Below are 17839 nucleotides of genomic sequence, written 5' to 3' on the forward strand. Positions count from 1 at the left end.
GGGAAGCCGTAGGCGGGAACCGCTGCGGCCGCGATGGAAACCACCGACGCCTTCGCCGAGCGGCTATGGTTTCGCCCATGTCAGTAAAGAAGGCGGTGATTCCGGCTGCGGGCCTCGGCACCCGGTTCCTGCCGGCGACCAAGTCCCTGCCCAAGGAGATGCTGCCGGTCGTCGACCGGCCGGCCATCGAGTATGTGGTGGAGGAGGCTTCCCGCGCCGGTCTACGGGATGTGCTTCTTGTCACGAGCCGCACCAAGAAGGCGGTGGAGGACCATTTCGACCGGGAGACCGAACTCGAGGCGGCCCTGGAACGGAAGGGTGACACGGCCAGGCTGGGACGCATCCGCGCGTCGGCCGAACTCGCCGAGGTGCACTCGGTCCGCCAGCAGGCCCCGCGGGGGCTCGGCCATGCCGTGCTGTGCGCGGCCGGGCACGTCGGCGACGAGCCCTTCGCGGTCCTGCTCGGCGACGACCTGATCGACGAACGTGATCCGCTGCTGGTGGAGATGCTCGCGGTGCGGGAGCGTTTCGGCGGCAGCGTCGTCGGCCTCATGGAGGTTCCGGAGGAACTCGTCTCGCTGTACGGGGTGGCGACGGTCGACCCGACGGCCGTCGGGCCGGCGGGGGAGCGCTACCAGACCGTCCGCATCCGGGACCTGGTGGAGAAGCCCTCGGCCGACGAGGCGCCCAGCAACCTCGCGATCATCGGCCGGTACGTCCTGTCACCGGCGATTTTCGACGTGTTGCGGCGGACACCACCCGGCCGTGGGAACGAGATCCAGCTCACCGACGCCTTGCGGACGCTGGCCCACCTCGGCGACGATGCGGGCGAGCCCGTCCACGGGGTGGTCTTCACCGGGCGCCGCTACGACACCGGTGACCGGGTGGACTATCTCAAGGCCGTGATCCGGCTCGCCTGCGAGCGGCCGGACATCGGCGGGGAGCTGTACCCGTGGCTGGAGGAGTACGTCTCCGCCGGCGGCCCCAAGTCCGATCCCGGTCCGTGAGAGCCCGGCCGGTGACAGGTGTGAGACGGCCGGCGGGCCTGGCGGGCCTGGCGGGCCTGGCGGGGTGGAGGCGACCGGTGTGAGGCGATCGACGTGAAGTCGGTGGACGCGCACCTCGCCGACATCCTCGCCGCGGTCGGCCCGTTACCCGCACGGCCGCTGCCGCTGGGCGCCGCCCACGGCTGCGTGCTCGCCGCCGACCTGCACGCGGCCACCGCCCTGCCCGGGTTCGACAACTCGGCCATGGACGGCTACGCCCTGTACGCCGCGGACGTCGCCGGCGCCGGCCCCGACCACCCGGTGACCCTGCCGGTCACCGGGGACATCCCGGCCGCGCCGGGCACCCCGGCGCCGGTGGCACCCGGCACCGCCGCCCGGATCATGACGGGGGCGCCGTTGCCGCCCGGCGCCGACACCGTCGTCCAGGTCGAGTGGACCGACGGCCGGATGGACCGGGTCACCGTGGCGCGCGCGCCCGTGCCCGGACAGAACATCCGGCGGGCCGGGGAGGACGTGGCCGTCGGCGACCTGGTCCTGCCCGCCGGGCGGCTGCTCGGCGCGGCCCAGATCGGCCTGCTCGCGGCCCTGAACGTGGCGGCGCCCACCGTCCACCCGCGTCCCCGGGTGGCGGTCCTGTCGACCGGCAGCGAGCTGGTCGAGGCCGGTGGGACGCCCGGGCCCGGGCAGATCGTCGACTCCAACAGCCACGCGGTGGCGGCGGCGGCGCGGGAGGCGGGCGCGCGGGTCCGGCGGTTCGCCGGCGTGCCCGACTCCCCGGACGCGTTCGCCGCGCTGCTCGACGACGTCCGCACCGACGCCGACGCTGTGATCACGACCGGCGGGGTGAGCGTGGGCGCCTTCGACGTGGTCAAGCAGGTTCTCGCCGCCGCGGGGACGGTCCGTTTCGAGCGGCTCGCCATGCGGCCCGGGATGCCGCAGGGGTTCGGGGTGCTCGACGGCGTGCCGGTGTTCACCCTGCCCGGCAACCCGGTCAGCGCGCTGGTGTCGTTCGAGCTGTTCGTCAGGCCCGCGCTGCGGCGGATGCGCGGGCTTGCGTCCGTGCACCGTCCGACGCTGGTGGTCACGACGGCCCAGCCGGTGCGGGCCGCCGCGGGCCGGCGCTCGTACCTGCGGGTCCGGCTGGCCGATGGCGGCGCGGGCCGCCCGCCCGTGGCGCATCTCGCCGGCGGCCAGGGCGCCCACCAGATGTCGGCGCTGGCGGCCGCGGACGCGCTGTTGATCGTTCCGGCGGATGGCGGTGAGCTGCCCGCCGGGCGGGAGCTGACCGCGCTGCTGCTCGACGACGAGGTGACGGTGGCGAGCCGCCGCGGCGGCGTGCCACCGGCCGGCCGGCGGCATGTGGAGGTGGGCGGGTGACCGAGCCGGACGGGCCGAAGCTGACCCATGTGGACGCCACCGGCGCCGCCCGGATGGTCGATGTCTCCGCCAAGGACGTGACCGCGCGGACGGCGACGGCCCGCGGCTGCCTGCGGGTGGCGCCCGCCGTCGTCGACCTGCTGCGCGGGGCCGGCGTGCCCAAGGGGGACGCGCTCGGGGTGGCCAGGGTGGCGGGCATCATGGGCTCCAAGCGCACGTCCGAGCTCATCCCGCTGTGCCATCCGATCGCGCTGTCGGGGGTCCGGGTCGACATCGACGTCCACGACCATGGTGTCGAGATCACCGCGACCGTCCGGACGGCGGACCGCACCGGCGTGGAGATGGAGGCGCTGACCGCGGTGGCGGTGGCCGGGCTCACACTGCACGACATGGTCAAGGCAGTCGATCCGGCCGCGACGCTCACCGACATCCAGCTGCTGGTGAAGACCGGTGGACGGTCGGGTGACTGGCGGCGCCACCCGGTCGTCGCACCGCCGGACACGGGAGTGCGGGCCGGGTCGTCAGGGGTACCGGCCGGTGCCCGTGCCCGAGTGATCACGGTTTCGGACCGCGTGCACGCCGGCGGGTACGCCGACCGGTCCGGGCCGCTGGCGGCCGGGGCGCTCGGCCGGATCGGCTTCGTCGTCGACGACGTGGTCGTCGTCCCGGACGAGCCCGACGCGATCGTGGCCGCGCTGACGGCGGCGGTGCGTGCCGGGATCCATCTGGTCGTCACCACCGGCGGCACCGGTCTCGCGCCCAGGGACGTCACGCCGGAGGCGACCCGGCTGGTGATCGACCGTGAGGTGCCCGGGCTCGCCGAGGCACTGCGCGCGGCCGGCCGGGAGACGGTCCCGACGGCGGTCCTCTCCCGCGGGATCGCCGGTGTGCGGGAGGGGACGCTGGTGGTGAACCTGCCGGGCTCCACCGGTGGCGTCGCCGACGGGATGACCGTGCTCGCCGGCGTGGCCGGGCACGCCGTCGCGCAGATCAGGGGCGGCGGGGAGCACCGTCACGCCGGCTCCCACGATCATGCCGGTGACGCGGCGGGCGCCGGCCGGAGCCCGCGGGAGAAGAGGGGATGAGGGCGCCCGGGTGGCCGGCGAGTCTCACGGACGGGCCGGTGGCCGTGCGTCCTCTGCGGCTGCGCGAGGCTGCCACCTGGGTCGACATCCGGCTGCGCAACGGCGACTGGCTCGCGCCGTGGGAGGCGACGGCGAAGGCGCTGCCCGCCACCGACGAGGCGTGGGCGCGGCGCCAGACCGTCGGGGTCTACATCCAGATGGTGCGGCGGCTGCGCCAGCAGGCGCGTGTCGGTCAGGCCCTGCCGTTCGCCGTGACGTTCGAGGGCCGGCTGGTAGGACAGATCACCGTTTCCACGATCGTCCGTGGCGCGTTGAACAGCGGCCATGTCGGTTACTGGGTTGACCGTATGTATGCCGGCCGTGGGATAACCCCGACCGCATTGGCGCTGGTGGTGGATCACTCTTTCACCGCGGTGGCACTGCACCGGCTGGAGGCGCACGTCCGGCCGGAGAACACCGCGAGCCGGCGGGTGGTGGAAAAGCTCGGGTTCCGCGAGGAGGGGTTCCACCGGCGCTATCTGGCGATCGGCGGGGCTTACCGGGACCACATCAGCTACGCCATCACCACGGAGGACGCTCCGGAAGGGCTGCTGAACCGCTGGCACAGCGTCCGCGCGCCACATAGCTGAGATCAACAACACCTACTCGACATTAACTGAGAGTAGTCATGCGTCTACTTTCAGATGTGACGTCGGCCACACGTAGGGATGGTTGTCATGGTTTGTCTGTCCGTTAAGATCCTTTTGTGGTGTGTGCGTCGCCGTTTCGCGATCGAGCTTGGCTCGATGAGCTTTTCTCGGCCTCAATTCAGTTACTAAGCGTGAACGTGATGTGGGCTGCGATGCCGCGACACGCGCTCTTCGGGTCGGTGACCGGACGGTATTCGCTCACTAGCGTTCCTCGGAGCGCCTGAGGATAGCGGCGTCGCGCCGCTGGGCGTCCCTATCCTCCCGGCGGCGCGAACGCCCATGATCGGGCCGCCGGAGCCCCTCGTATTTCGGCGCGGTCGACATGCGGGGCCCGGGTCCGCCAACGTCATCTTCGATATCCGAGTCGGCAGGAAGGCCACCGTCCATGGTCAACTCGCCTGTACGGCAGCCCGCGCCGCCTGAGGCTCGTACGGGCGCTTCGCGGTCCGCGCTCCGATGCCGTCTTCCGGACACGCTGTCATGAGCGCGCTGATCTGGCTCGCGATCGTCGCGGTCTGGGGTTTCGTGCTTATCCCTATGTGGGTGAGGCATCATGACAGCACGCTGGAACAGCGATCGGCGGAACGTTTCACTACGGCGATGCGCGTCCTGTCACGCCGAGGGGCGTCGCGGCCGGACAGGGAGCTCGCGATGCGGCCGGCTGCTTCTTCTGGTCCGGATGACGACGATCCGGACGACGGTGAGCCGATCCAGGTGACCGGGCCGACCCGGCCCGCCACGTCGGCTCGGCCCGCCACGTCGGCTCGGCCTCCCGGGTCGGCGCGGGCCACGCACGGGTCCGGCGGGAGCCCCAGCGGTGAGTGGCGCGGTGTTCCCGTGGCACGCCCGCCGGCTTCCCCGCCTCGTCCGCATGCCGCCGCCGGCACCAACGCCGACCGGCGGGCGCTGATCCAGCTGCGCAGGCGGCGGCTGTTCGTCCTGCTGGCCATGATCCTGGTGACCGCGCTGCTCGCCGGGCTGCTGGGCGGCGTGTGGATCGCCGTCCAGATCCTGGCGGACGCGGCCGTCGTCAGCTATGTCGTGCACCTGCGCAGGGCAGCCCAGGCCGACCGGCGGCTGCGCGCCTCCCGCTTCGCGCTGGACCGGCGGATCGCCGCCGAGCGCGCCGTCCGGTACGGCTACCGGATGCCCGGCCCAGGTGCCGCCGGCACTGGCCTCGGCGGTGGCGTGGGCGGTGACGCGGGCGAGCCCTGGGTGTCCGGCAGCGAGCCGTTCCGGCTGTCCGACCAGGCCGTGGCTCGCCCCGGCGCGCCCGCCGGCCGAGGCACCCCCAGAGACGATCTTGCGATGGCGAACGCGCAGACGGTGGATCTTTCACGGAGCGCCGCCGCTGCCACCGCCCGGATCACGGCGGCCGGTGGCTCCCCACGAGGGCAGATCCTTGAGGGCGCCGTCATCGACGGCACGGCTGTCGACAGATCCGTTGACGACGGATCCGTGGCCGACGCCCCGGCCGCTGGGAACGTTGCCGTCACCGATGCCGACCTCGATGCCGTCACCGATGCCGACCTCGATGGCTTCGCGGATGCCGACGGCTCTGCGGATGCCGCTGAGACGGATGGCGCCCCGGACCTCGGGCAGGCGCCCGGGCCGGTGGGCGGTGCCCGCCCGGCTGCCCGCGCGGCCGGGCGCCCGAACACCTCCAGGCCGGGTCGAGTGCAGGTCAACCCCCCAGGGACACATGGCGGTCTGACCGCTGGCCCGGCATCGACCGGTCCGGCATCGACACCGGCACCTGGCCCGCAGCAGCCCGCGTCGGGCAGCGACGATCCGGGCGAGGCCGACGAACTGTTGCGCAGGCACGCGGTCGGGAGCTGACCGGTTGACCACCGAGGCATCCCCCACCGGATGCCGCGGCCCCACCGGCGGCCCCGACATCCTCACCGGCGCGGCTGCCCTGCCGAGGCGGCCGCCGGGCCGACGGATGTCGTTCCGGACGGGGCCGCTGTCCTGCGCGGGGCCGTCTTGGGGACGCCCCGCTGCCCGTGGCACCCGTTTCTGCCCAGGTGACCGTTGGGACGGCAGTGAACCATTGGGGCGGCAGTGAGATGTGGCCGCTGATGGTTGCGCGATCGGCGGATACCCTCGATCCCCGGGCACCCTTGTGCCGGGTATCCGGTGAACAGATGGAAGAATCATGACCGATCGGGACCGTGGCACACCCTCGAAGATCGTCGTCTTCGGCGGTGTGCAGATCGACAGCCATGCCACCAGCCCGCCGCGGTTCCGTGAGCGTGACATCCCCGACGTCGAACGTCGGACCGCTGAAGCGCTCGACGCGCTGCGTCCACGGCTGCTGGTCGGCGCGGCGGCGTCCGGAGCCGACCTGGTGGTACTAGCGGCCGCGCGCTCGAAGGGGCTTCCCGTACGTGTGGTGCTGCCCTTCGACGTGCCCACGTTCAGGCGGACGTCGGTCGAGGACCGGGGGCCGCAGTGGTGCCTCCGGTACGACCAGCTGATCAGCTCGTTGAAACCGGACGAACTGGAGATTCTCGACGAGGTCAGGGACTCCGGCGTCTACCACCGGACGAACACACGCCTGCTTGAGCGCGCGGCGCAGCTGCGGCAGGCCCCTGACGAGGAGATCGTCGCACTGGTGCTGCGCCCGGTCGTCTCACATCGGGCGTCGGTGACCGACGACCTCGTCGACAAGGCCAGGCATGCGGGTCTACGGGTCGTAGAGGTGCCGACCCTTGGCTGAAGGCCCTGCGCTGGGGCCTGTGCTGCTGCCCGGGCGGCGGCTGGCGGCCGAAGTACAGAGGGCGCACGCGGCTGGGCTCGTACCTGCGGGCTCCGGCGGCTACACGGCCGGAGCGGCCCGGCGGCGGGTGGCTTGACAGCCCGCGGGAGGCGCTGTCAACCGCGATGGAACTGGCCTAGATCATATGGACTCGTGCTGGGGTGCGCTGTGCATAATGGCTCCGTGACCATGCGCGCGCCCCAGCTTCTCGAGCTGCCTGCCGGGGCTGTCACGCGCACGAACACGGGATGTTGCTGTCCGCGCCCTCGCGTGCGCTGACGTCCGCTTTCTTCTTCCGACGTCCATGACCGCCTTTGCGTCACCGGTCATGCACGCGAGGGCTTGTTAGCCGGAGAAGTCCAGTTCGTTTCGGGAAAATCCTGTCCGTACGGTTCGCAATCGCCCGATTCGACTCGCTGTGGCTGTTTTTGCCCGATGCGCTCCAGCATACGACGCGGTTGCTGAAAGCCGGGCCCGCCGGCAGCACGGACGTCTCTCCGTGACTTGTTCCGCCGCCTGTCATCACCAACGTGAGCGCAAAGGGGCGTCACAGTGAGTAATGACCACCGCGGTCAGCGGTACGGGACGACGCCGGGCAGCTCAGGCTCGCGGGAACCGACGTTCGAGGAGTGGACCGCGAGCCTGCGGGCCGCGGGCTTCCGGCTGTGCCCCCGTAGCTGCGCCGTACCGGTTGAACTGCGTGGACTACGTCCGGACGGGGTCGGGTTCCATCTACGGTGCCGTGGAGTGCGGGTGGAACTGTCGTTGTTCCGCCCCGGCCGCGCGATGTGGCAGCTGCCGTTCTGGGATCCACGATGGATCCCAGAGGAAGGTTTGTCACTCTGGGTAAACTACCCGCTGGACAGCCCCTCATCCGGACGCTGGTCCTCCGGACATCCGGCCCCCTCCCTTCCGAACACGGATAATGGTACGCATACCGGTATCCAGGTGGGCAACGGACATATTTCTGACAGCGTCCGCATGGTGTTCGACCGCGAGGACACACCGGATTTCCGGGCCGTCCTCGACGGCGGCCGGGAATACGGCTGGCGCGGCCACGAGGCAGGGCTCCTGCGGCCCGCCGCCGCGGCAACCTTCTTCACCCGGCTGATGTGCGAGGCGGACCCGGCCGCCGGCCCTGCCTTGACCCCGCTGGTACCCAGGGCGCGCAAGGGTGAGCCATCCCCGGCACCGGCCGCGGCGGGGCAGGAACTGCTCAGCGGGGGCCGTCCACCACATCCGTCCGGTCTGCTGTAAGCTGCAAGTGCTCCAGGGGGTGTAGCTCAGCCTGGTAGAGCGCCTCCCTCGCACGGAGGAGGCCAGGGGTTCGAGTCCCCTCACCTCCACCATCCCGGTCTTACTCGAACCCACTCCCCACAAAGAGTGGCCGAGCAAGCCCGGGACAGTAACCTTATCATCGATCATGGCATCCTCCGCAAGGAGGACGCCACTGTCGTCCCGTCGCTCATACCACCGCCCACCGGTCAGCGCAAACCGCCGCCGCAACCGTGCGCTGCCAACAGCATCCCGGCCGTCCTCGCCGGCCAGTTCCGGATCTTCCGGTGCGGCTGGCATCCCGCCGTCCCCGCTGCCAGTGAGCGACTCGCGGGCAACCTGCTCCACCTCACCCCCGGCACCAGGCATCACCACCCCGCCCCGTGCCTCCCGCCGCAAATACACCACCGTCTCGAACGGCTCCGTCAGCTCGTCGGCCGTCACATACGGCCCCTCACCCTCGAAGTCGATGAACAGCTTGGTGAAGATCGCCTTGTTCAAAATGGCCCGGGTGCGCTTCTGGGCCACCCGGTACAGCTCCTGTGGGTCGGCCAGCAGCTCCAGCATGTCGGTCACGACCTGGTAGCCCACCTGCAGCTCACCATCGGTGTCGTCCAGCTGCCGCTTCAAACTGGCCCGTTCGTCGCGGATGGCCCGCATCCGCCCGCTGACTTTCTCCCGCGGCCAGTCCGGATCGTCCACCAAGTCGAGATAGCGGTCCTCCCGGGCATCCAGCTCCTTGAGGCGCTTGGCGTACTGCGCCCGCAGCTGCCGGGTGTTGTCCGCGCCACTGGCGACGGTCTGGTCCATGGCTGTCCGCAGCCGGTCGCCGACCTCGGCCGGGATGCGCACCTGGCAGTAGTGCCGGAGCACGGCCTCCTCGATCCGCTCCACCACGATGTAGGGCAGATCGCAGGTACGCTCCTGCCGTCCGCGGCAGAAGTAGTAAAAATACTGCCCGCCGTGGCGGCCCTGGGCCCGGGCGATGATCAGCCGCCGTTCGCAGCGGCCGCACCACACCACGCCCTTGAGGTAGTGATCGACCGGGCGTTCACGGCCCTGGACGCCGTGGGTACCGCTGACCGGCCCGAGGCCGTCACCGTCATCCGCGAAGCCGGCCGCCGGCATCAGCCGCCGATCTCCGAGGCCGACACCACCCAGCTCGCCGCGGTCCTGTCCGGGTACAAGCTGTCCTGGCGGGTGACGGCCAGCTGGGGTGGCAGGCCGGCGGTACCGCCGGAAGCCCCCGAAGATCTCCAGCTGCGCTCGCTGGTCGTTATTGACGCCGGCCCGGCCGGGTTCTGGCGGCGGGAAGCGCCGGCCGAGCCGCTGCGCGCCGAGGACATCGACCTTCAGGTGACGGTCCGACTGGTGCCGGTCAGCGCCAGGCAGGTGTGGGCCGGGCTGGTCGATCTGCTCCCGGAATTGCCCTCCCCGGCAGAGCACGTCCGCCGGTAGGGAAACCCAGCCTGGACGGCCAGAATCGATCATTTCTCTTGGCGGGCACCACACTGATCCAACTGTTGCGGTGGAGGAACCAGGCCACCGACATCCGGCACCTCGCCCTCCGGCTCCACCACCATCAGCCGGCCCCCGAGCAGTTCGATCTCCACCTCGACCGCCCGCCGCACCGCAGACGCCGGTGACAAATGATTCACCGTCGGTACCAACACCCCGCACCCCTCGGTGCGCAGCACCGCGTCCAGCAACACCGTCAACCCCGGCCGGATGATCTGTCCCGGCCTGACGTTCCGATCGATGTAGATCTCCACCAGCGCCAAGCCCTCGGCTTCGGCGTACACCGTCAGCCGGTCACGCAGTGCCGCAGTCTCGTCTTCGTCGTCGTGCTGCAGGCTGATGTAACCGTACATCGCAGGACGCGCTGCCGAGTCCTCGTCGTGTCGCGGCCTGGCCGGTCGCGAGAAGCGCTCCTCCATCACACCGGCCCCTCGAAACGGCCACAGCTCCCGCCAGGCCGCTCAGCCCACCGGGCCGCCGTTCCTGGCCACGGCTTCATGCATGATCGTCGGGTGAGGGAAGCTGTATCGTCGGCCGGTTCGTGATCGTGTGTGCTGCTCCGGCTGCGATGACCATCGGTTTGTTTCGCCCGCTCCATCCGGCCCGCCAGCTTCGCCAGCCGCTCCCGCAACCACCGCAGCTCCCCGCTGACCGCCTCGGCGCGTTCCAGCAGGGCGGCGTGCTCCAAAGGCCCGCCCGGCCAATTGCCGGCGCAACGGCCGAGGCCGGCTTCAACCGCCTCCATCCGTTCCAGCGCGCCTTGCAGCCCTAGCTCGATGCTGCGCAACGGCAGCCCGCCCGGCGGTTCCGGCCACGACTCGCAGCCTCCGCTCACCCATCCCACCAGCGTCCTCCCGTCAGCCGATCTTCACGATTCCGGTCCGTGGCTGACGCCCGAGGCCGGGGAGCGGAGGGAACGACGGGCTCGACCCGGCCCCGGGCGCCTGGGGCACACCGTGGCGGACCAGGTCTTCCCGCCCAAGGGGCAGCGGGTTTCCGGATCATGCGCCGGACGCATATTGCCGGGGATGGTTGGCACGCAAAGTGACGGATACACTGCGCTGCCAGAACAGATGATCTATTTCCATCCGGACGGGAACCAGGCCCATGGACCACGCCGCAACTCGGCGCCGCTACTGCCGCTGCGGTGCCCGGCTGGCGCGTGACAACCACGGCGTGCTGTGTGCCCCCTGCCAGCGAGCCGTCCGGGACCGGATCATCCGGGCGCCGGACGTGCCGCCGGATTTCTGGGAGTCGTCCGAGCAGCTACGCGACGCCCTGCATGCCTGGCACATGGGCCGGGTGATCGCCGCCTACCGCAGCCACCCCTACCACCACCCGTCGCTCACCCAGGCCACCGTGGCCGGCTGGATGGGCCTCACCCAGACCCAGCTCAGCCGCATCGAGAGCGGCGCACCGATCACTGATCTTGTCAAGCTCATCCGCTGGGCCGAGGTCTTACGTATCCCCGAGACGTTGTTGTGGTTCAGGTTGCCGGATCGGCGCCGGGAGACGGATGGGCCAGCAGCCACCAGCACTCATGGCCGCTTGGCCGAGGACTGGCACGGCGGCAGGGATCCGCGCCGAATAACCGGCCGCGACGTCCTGCCAGCCGCTACGAACGTCCCGATGGCCGTGGCAGCCGAACATTCGGGGCTTGCGAATACGCTGCGCAACCTACACTTGCCAGAGGAAGTGGTTGCCGCCGCATTGGGGGAGCCCTGGAACGAGCCGCCAGCACCAGCCACGGACGGCCGGGAACCGGCCGTCCGGCCGGATCCGCTCGCCCATGACGGCCTGGTGCGGGTCCTGCAAGCCTGGGCCGACACCGTGAAACGCCGCCAGTTCCTGCTGTCCGTCGGGTGGGCCGCGACTGCGGCGGCCGTCCCCTTGCTGCCCGAGCCCCTGTCGCTGGAACCGGATCGGCTGCTGGGCGCGCTGGGCAACCCGTCGCGGGTCGACGCCGTGATTATCGGCCACATCGAGGAGGTCCTGCGCCGCGCCCTGGGCCAGGACGCCGCTCTGGGGCCGCAGGCCGCGATCCAGACGGTGTTGGACCAGCGCCAGCTGGCCCGGCATCTGCTCGAAGACTGCCCGTCCGATCTTCGTCCCCGGTTGCTGTCGGTCTACGCCGGGCTCTGCCGGGCCACCGGCTGGTTCATCTTCGACCTCGGCGACTTCGATGCCGCCGTGCCGCATTTCGAGGAAGGCCGGACGGCCGCCCACGCCGCCCGCAACACCGAGCTCGGCGCGCTGATCCTGTGCAACCTCGCCCAGACCGCCATCTGGCAGGACCGGCCCCGCCTGGCCGTCGACCACGCTTCGGCGGCTGTGGCCTGGGCCTGGCGCACGCCGGACCACGTCCTGCGGGCCAACGCCGGTGACATCGCTGCCCGGGCCTTTGCGGCGGCCGGCGACTACGACGCCGCCATGCAGGAACTGCACCGTGCCGAAACCGCTCTGGCCGCCGCTGACCGGGTGCCATCGCTCGTTGACTGGTACGACGAGGCTTTCCTGGCCGGCATCCGTGGTCAGTGCTTGCTGAGGCTGGGGCGTCCCGCTGAGGCAGTGGCCGTCATCGGGCCGTCGCTGGCGGCCATGGATCCGGCGGTGTCGGTGCGCAACCTGGCCATGACGACGGTCGACCTGGCGACCGCTTACATCCGGCAGGGTGAGGTTGAGGAGGGGGCCCGGACCCTGGGATGGGCCGGCGAGCTGGCCGTCCGTAACCGATCGGCCCGGCTGGCGACACAACTGCGGGGTGTACGGCGGCAGTTGGAGCTGTGGAAGGACAGCCCGGTGGTGCGCGCCTTCGACGAGCAGGCGGCGGCGTTGGGGGTGTGGCAGGCAGGGGTGTTGTAGCCGGTCGGCTGCGCGGCGATACCCGGTCAAGGGCGGCGAGACGGGCCACGGCCGCCTCGGCCGCAGCGTGTGCTGCCTGGTCGTTGTCTAACCGAAAGATCCATTGCACAATCGGCGTTCATGCTGGCGAACTCCAAGATTTCAGCGTGCCTGCTCACCGCGCCGCCCGACTGAAGTCTTCGGCTGCGTTTGACACACTCGCACCGAGCGCTGTGCCCACCATCCGGCGGTGGCTGGCACGGCAGCAGGTTGCGGTTCCTCGCAATTGTGCGCAGAGAGGCACCCGATACACAGTGGCCCGTCCACCGCAAGAGCAGGAGCACGGTCTTCGCCGAATCCCTTCAGGCACGCAGCCGTGGACAGTTGGTCGGACGGACCCGAGCTCCTGCTGCTTGTCGGCGATCGACAGGTAAATGTAGCACCGTGAACCCTTGTGGGGGTCGCCGCCGCTTGACCAGGCGGTGCGGCCAGCGAGGTGGAGCCCGAGGTTAATTCAACCGAGTGGTTGCGGCGGCGCCCGGCGGGAGAGAGGTTTGAGGGGTCGGGGTCCGCCAGGCGTCGGCAAGTTCGGGAGGGAAACGTCGGCCACTGCGAGTGATGATCACACCGGGAGCAAGTTCGACCTCGTCACCGGGATGAAAGCGCCGGTCAACCTGCGGAGGTAATGGTTCCCAGGGTCCCAGCCGCCCCCGCTTGCCGGCGGTCCGCATCCGGGTGCCGTATCTGCTGATGTCACGGATCAGAACCATGCCCTTTTTGACCGAGACGACCACGTGCTCGCGGCTGACCCTCGGTGCGGCCGTCGAATCCAGCAGGTTGTACAGGGAGATGCCGGACGGAGCAGGGTTACGTCCTACGCGAGTCTCGGAGTCCTCGTTCAGGGTGTAGCGGCCTACGCAAGCACCGTTGACAACGGCTTTGAGCTGCGCGGCGCCTGGGCGCGGACCGTCGTCTAGCAGGGGCGTGCCGTGCACCTCACATGTGGGCACGCCCTGTCGCATGCGGGGCAGAAACACCCGATCGCCACGGCGGATATCATAGAGCGAACAACGGGCTTCCGGGCAGCGCCAGGTTCGCTTGAGTACGTCGATCAGGGGGGTCTGGGAGCCATCCAGCAGACCCTGCTTCTTAAGAGCGGAGAGTTCCATACGGCGGGAGATCTCGGCTGGTGTACGGACACCCATGTCCATCAAGACCAATGTGACGATGCCGCCCGATCCGGGCTCGGGTTTGAGGAACTGCCAGGTGTTCCCCTGAATCCAGGTGTGCTCGAGGCGGTGGTCGACATAATGGTCACTGCTGATGACCTGAAGACCGGTCATGCCGGCAATTTCGAGAACCCGCTCGTCGGCATCATCGACCTCCTCGACCAGGCCGTCGGTGACCCAGCGGCGAAGCCGGCGGACGTCCGCCTGACTTGTGAACTCCCGGTGGCCGCTCAACAGGCTGGTGTCGGCAATCAGATAGACGAGGACGTTGGGATCCCCAGTGAGCTTCGCCAATGCTTGCACCACGAGGTGGAGTCGACGCAGCGATCGTAGCCCCGGTCCTCCGATCGACTGCTGACGCACGACGTTGGAGAGGTCAACCAGGTAGTCGGCCTGGTCCGCTGAGGTCGCCAGGTTACGTTCCATCAAGCCCCCGTATGGCTGAGTGTTGGGTATGGCCGGGTGTTGGATCATGTCCTGTAGGTAGTTACCGGAATCGGTAGTAAACCCGAACCTCGAACGAGATCGACCACTGCCGGTTCAGGGTGGTTCCTGCTTCTGCATCGGTCACCGATACCATCTCCCCTCGGAGATGTCACGGGGGAGGATGATCGCATCAGCACGACCGACGCCAGAAGCTACCTGAGTCCGCTGGGCCTCGACGACCCGCGCGAAGTAGCTGGTTACCGACTGCTCGCCAAGATCGGCGAGGGTGGTATGGGCTCCGTCTACCTCTCGCGTACCCGCGGCAACCAGCCGGTCGCCCTAAAGGTGATCCGCCGCGAGTACGCGCAGGACGCGGAGTTCCGCCGCCGCTTCGAGCAGGAGATCCGGTCAGCACGCCGGGTGCAGGGGTATCACATCGTCCCGGTTGTCGACCACGACACAACCGGGACCTTGCCGTGGCTTGCCACCATCTACGTGCCGGGTCTGTCACTCGACCAGGCGCTCGCTGCGTACGGGCCACTGCCGTTACCCACAGCTCTGCAACTCACCGGCTGCGCGGCAGAAGCGTTGCGCGCGGTGCACGCGGCCGGAGTGATCCACCGCGATCTGAAGCCAGGCAACATCCTGCTCGGCTCCCAAGGGCCCTGGGTAATCGACTTCGGTATCGCGCGGGCCGCCGACGCCACCCAGCTCACCCGCAGCGGTGGGGTCGTCGGTACTCCCCAGTACATGTCACCCGAACACGCCAACGGGCAGCCCCTCACGCCCGCCACCGACATCTTCTCGTTGGGTCTGATCGCGGCAGTCACGGCGACCAACCGCCATCCCTACGGCGAAGGTGCCGCGTACACCCTCGGCACTAAGATCGCCAATACCGAATTCCGTCCCCCGGACCTGAGTGGCTACCCGGAACCGCTGCGATCGATCCTGGAGCGCTGCCTGGCCGCCGACCCGGCCTTGCGGCCCACGCCCGCCGAGCTGGCCGAGCTGTGCGAAGCGGCCTACGGTTGGCCGCTGCGGGACTTCGCCGGGTGGCTCCCCGACCCGTTGGCTACGGAGATCACGCGCCGTGAGCAGGCCTCCCTCCATCTGCCCGAGCCCGAGGTTCCGCCTGCAGCCGCAGGCCCCGGATACGAGACGACTTACATCCCGCAACCATCCCAGCACCCGACACAGCAGCCACAACACGGATCGGCTCCGGCAGGGCAATCGGCCCCGAAGCCGGCTCCAACCCGGGGGCGGAGGACGCCGCTGCTCCTCAGCGCCACCGTGTTGGCCGTCATCGTGGCGGTGGCCGCCACCTGGAAGCTGGCGGGAGGCGAAAACAAGAGTCCTGAGGCGACGGGCGGCAGCACGAGCAGGAACGCCCTAACGACGAGCCAGTCCCAGGCGCCAAGCGCCGGCCCCACCGATGCGGCAGCCGAAACCACGTCCCAGACCGCCACCGCCACGGACCACTACACCGTGATCTTCGAGAGCAAGTCACTCATCATCCGTGCGCCAAGCTCCCGGCAGTACAGCGATGTGAACCTGGACATTCCGAAGATCACGCCCAGACCCGGCTACGCAAGCGGGGACCAAAATGCGTCCGAGATCGAATATGCCGACGCGGTGGAAGTGACGGGAGAGTCAGGCTCTCTGTTGACATTTCTGACACCCACCGGCAAGAGCGACGGCACGACGCCGCAGGCGTGCAAGTCGGGGGCCGAGACCAACGTTCTGCAGTCGCGGATTGTCGGAAAGGATCTAGCGACGATGCTCCCCAAGAACACGGTGCTCTGCACCCTCACCACTGACGACAACCTGGCGATGGTAAAGATCATCAATGTCGTGGCTCGCGGCGACACACTCGACTTCATTACCGAGGCGACCCTCTGGAAGATCTCATAGCTCAACGAATCACGAGCGCCCCTGGATCTCCTGGCGGAACCTCCTGTGCCAAGGGCCACCTCGCTGGCGCCGACATTGAATTCTCGCCCGGGCTGACCGGGGATAACGGATCTTCAACGGTGCGGTCATCCGGCCGCACCCGGTCGGGGGTCGGTCGAGTACAGCCCTTGACCCTATGGTGTCCGTGCGCAACGTCGCCCTGAAGGCGGTAGACCTCGCTACCGACCGCGTCCAACAGGGCGGTGCCGATGGTCTTGTCACCGGCGGCGAACCGCTCGGCCGCCCGCATCCGCACCGTCAACAGAGCCGCGTCCAGCCCGCCCCCCTGTCCGTACCTCATCACCACGACGTACCCAGCGACCGGCGGATGTCAGCTCCGCCATCAACCATTAAAGATCGTCACTCCTCCGCCGGCGGCCTCAACCCCCGCACCAGCTCGCCCGGATCGATCTTCAGCCCCGTCGCCAGCTTCAGGATGTTGTGCAGCGAGATGTTCCGCCGACCGCGTTCCACCTGGCCCACGAAGCTCCAGTGCAGGCCGGCCTCGTCGGCAAGCTGCTCCTGGCTCTGGCCAAGCTCCTGCCGGCGGGTCCGGACCCGCGCGCCGAAGGCCTGCGTCGCTGCCGAGATCGGTGGGGTCACCATGGCGACCCAAGCACATACGCCTAGAACCTCTGAATCCAGAGACGATACATCCCATGCATTTACGTCCCATGACCTTGCGTCTAGGCTGCCACCTGTTGCGGCTCAACCGGCCGCGACCGGACTGGCAAGGCTGGCCGTCAAGCCGCCTCGCCAGATCGTCCTGACGCACCCCGTGAACTCAAAGGAGGCAACCATGACGGCTCAGCTCACCAGGCGCGGTGGCGAAGGCGGCGGTGGCGGTACCGGCGGCTGACGCTGGGAGTGCGACCTACGGCGAAGCCCCGAGCCGGACCGCCCGGCTCGGGGCTTCGCGTCGTCCGAGTATACGTAGCTCCGAGTATCCGAATAGTAGCTTAATGAAATCAGAGTTTGGTATAATTAACTCATAATTATGCAAAGCCCGTTGCAACGCCTCTACAAAACCAAGCTGACCCTGCTGGCCGTCAGCTTCATGTTCGTCGGCGTTGCCCTGATGATCCTGAAATACGATCCGGTGGCCCTCCGGTCCTGGTCCTGGCTGGAGTTGCCGTTACTTGCCGACCTCGGCTCCACCCTCTTCGCCAGCGGCCTGATCGTCGTTGCCTTCGAGTACATCAACGAGCGGGACGCTGACGAACGGGCCAACGAACGCCTGCGCAAGGTCCTGAAGGAAGAGGCTTCGGCCATCCGCGACGCCGTGATCGACGGCTTCGCCTTCGCGCCCGATGCCCTGGTCAACGTGGCCTCGCCGCAGACCCTTGACCGGGTTGTCCGCAACACCCTGGCCATCCAGCTCGGCGACCAAGCCTTGGCCGACGACGTCTACAGCGATCTTCGTACCCAGGTGCTGCGCACTGGCGAACGGCACTTCGACGAGCGCATCTCGGTCAGCCTGACCCCGTGGGAGAAGGGTCCAACCGCCGGCGACGGCGCGATGTTCGTGGCGACGGTGCGCCGGGAGTACCACAGCCGGGGAGTCCAGCCCACCCTGCGCTTCGCCTGCGTGTCGGACCTCGACGAGTACCGGGAACTGCTTCAGGACCCAACCGGCGGTAAGGCCTGGTACTTCGAGCCGGGCAACGGCCATCCATACCAG

Annotated in this window: 13 protein-coding genes, 1 tRNA gene and 2 pseudogenes; 11 read left to right on the forward strand and 5 right to left on the reverse strand. The window is 69.3% G+C overall.

Features of this window, described 5'->3' with window-relative positions:
* Positions 1–77: 77 nt before the first annotated feature.
* From galU to AC5LSR_RS17275, 8 genes are all read left to right on the forward strand, one after another.
* The gene (gene galU, locus AC5LSR_RS17240; protein ID WP_250282147.1) at positions 78–1007 is read left to right on the forward strand and encodes a UTP--glucose-1-phosphate uridylyltransferase GalU; all 930 of its coding nucleotides are present in this window, start codon (positions 78–80) and stop codon (positions 1005–1007) included.
* Between the two features lie 93 nt (positions 1008–1100).
* Positions 1101–2384: a molybdotransferase-like divisome protein Glp gene (glp, locus tag AC5LSR_RS17245; RefSeq protein WP_250282146.1), complete on the forward strand. Its 1284-nt coding sequence runs from the start codon at positions 1101–1103 to the stop codon at positions 2382–2384.
* Positions 2385–2437: 53 nt separating this feature from the next.
* A complete protein-coding gene (gene moaCB, locus AC5LSR_RS17250; protein ID WP_250282180.1) occupies positions 2438–3469 on the forward strand; it encodes a bifunctional molybdenum cofactor biosynthesis protein MoaC/MoaB in 1032 nt (343 codons plus the stop codon).
* Positions 3466–4098, forward strand: coding sequence for a GNAT family N-acetyltransferase (locus tag AC5LSR_RS17255; RefSeq protein WP_250282144.1), 633 nt, complete (start codon positions 3466–3468; stop codon positions 4096–4098). The genes moaCB and AC5LSR_RS17255 overlap by 4 nt, the downstream gene beginning before the upstream one ends.
* A 540-nt stretch (positions 4099–4638) precedes the next feature.
* The gene (locus AC5LSR_RS17260) at positions 4639–5997 is read left to right on the forward strand and encodes a SepX/GlpR family protein (protein WP_250292658.1); all 1359 of its coding nucleotides are present in this window, start codon (positions 4639–4641) and stop codon (positions 5995–5997) included.
* A 319-nt stretch (positions 5998–6316) separates the two neighbouring features.
* Positions 6317–6880, forward strand: coding sequence for a hypothetical protein (locus AC5LSR_RS17265; protein ID WP_250285574.1), 564 nt, complete (start codon positions 6317–6319; stop codon positions 6878–6880).
* Positions 6881–7900: 1020 nt separating this feature from the next.
* Positions 7901–8176, forward strand: a complete 276-nt coding sequence (locus AC5LSR_RS17270) for a hypothetical protein (RefSeq protein ID WP_250285573.1) — start codon at positions 7901–7903, stop codon at positions 8174–8176.
* A gap of 15 nt (positions 8177–8191) precedes the next feature.
* Positions 8192–8268: transfer RNA gene (locus tag AC5LSR_RS17275), tRNA-Ala, on the forward strand.
* Positions 8269–9112: 844 nt separating this feature from the next.
* Here AC5LSR_RS17275 and AC5LSR_RS17280 read toward each other — a convergent pair.
* From AC5LSR_RS17280 to AC5LSR_RS17290, 3 genes and pseudogenes are all read right to left on the reverse strand, one after another.
* A pseudogene (locus tag AC5LSR_RS17280) lies at positions 9113–9685 on the reverse strand (recombinase zinc ribbon domain-containing protein); the annotation flags it as partial.
* A complete protein-coding gene (locus AC5LSR_RS17285) occupies positions 9682–10131 on the reverse strand; it encodes a recombinase family protein (RefSeq protein ID WP_250285576.1) in 450 nt (149 codons plus the stop codon). The gene AC5LSR_RS17285 and the pseudogene AC5LSR_RS17280, both read right to left, overlap by 4 nt.
* Positions 10131–10556, reverse strand: coding sequence for a hypothetical protein (locus tag AC5LSR_RS17290; RefSeq protein WP_493468679.1), 426 nt, complete (start codon positions 10554–10556; stop codon positions 10131–10133). The genes AC5LSR_RS17285 and AC5LSR_RS17290 overlap by 1 nt, the downstream gene beginning before the upstream one ends.
* A gap of 263 nt (positions 10557–10819) precedes the next feature.
* Between AC5LSR_RS17290 and AC5LSR_RS17295 the strand changes: the two genes are divergently transcribed.
* Positions 10820–12574, forward strand: coding sequence for a helix-turn-helix domain-containing protein (locus AC5LSR_RS17295; protein WP_250285571.1), 1755 nt, complete (start codon positions 10820–10822; stop codon positions 12572–12574).
* 488 nt (positions 12575–13062) lie between these two features.
* Here AC5LSR_RS17295 and AC5LSR_RS17300 read toward each other — a convergent pair whose 3' ends face one another.
* Positions 13063–14208, reverse strand: a complete 1146-nt coding sequence (locus tag AC5LSR_RS17300; protein ID WP_250285570.1) for an FHA domain-containing protein — start codon at positions 14206–14208, stop codon at positions 13063–13065.
* A 264-nt stretch (positions 14209–14472) separates the two neighbouring features.
* Between AC5LSR_RS17300 and AC5LSR_RS17305 the strand changes: the two genes are divergently transcribed.
* The gene (locus AC5LSR_RS17305; protein WP_445548561.1) at positions 14473–16119 is read left to right on the forward strand and encodes a serine/threonine-protein kinase; all 1647 of its coding nucleotides are present in this window, start codon (positions 14473–14475) and stop codon (positions 16117–16119) included.
* A gap of 399 nt (positions 16120–16518) precedes the next feature.
* Here the strand turns inward: AC5LSR_RS17305 and AC5LSR_RS17310 are convergent, their stop codons facing one another.
* Complete coding sequence (locus AC5LSR_RS17310) at positions 16519–16764, reverse strand: helix-turn-helix domain-containing protein (protein ID WP_250285568.1); 246 nt, start codon at positions 16762–16764, stop codon at positions 16519–16521.
* A 403-nt stretch (positions 16765–17167) separates the two neighbouring features.
* Here AC5LSR_RS17310 and AC5LSR_RS17315 point away from each other — a divergent pair.
* A pseudogene (locus AC5LSR_RS17315) lies at positions 17168–17839 on the forward strand (hypothetical protein); the annotation flags it as partial.

It is taken from the genome of Protofrankia sp. CiP1_Cm_nod4, assembly GCF_982290645.1.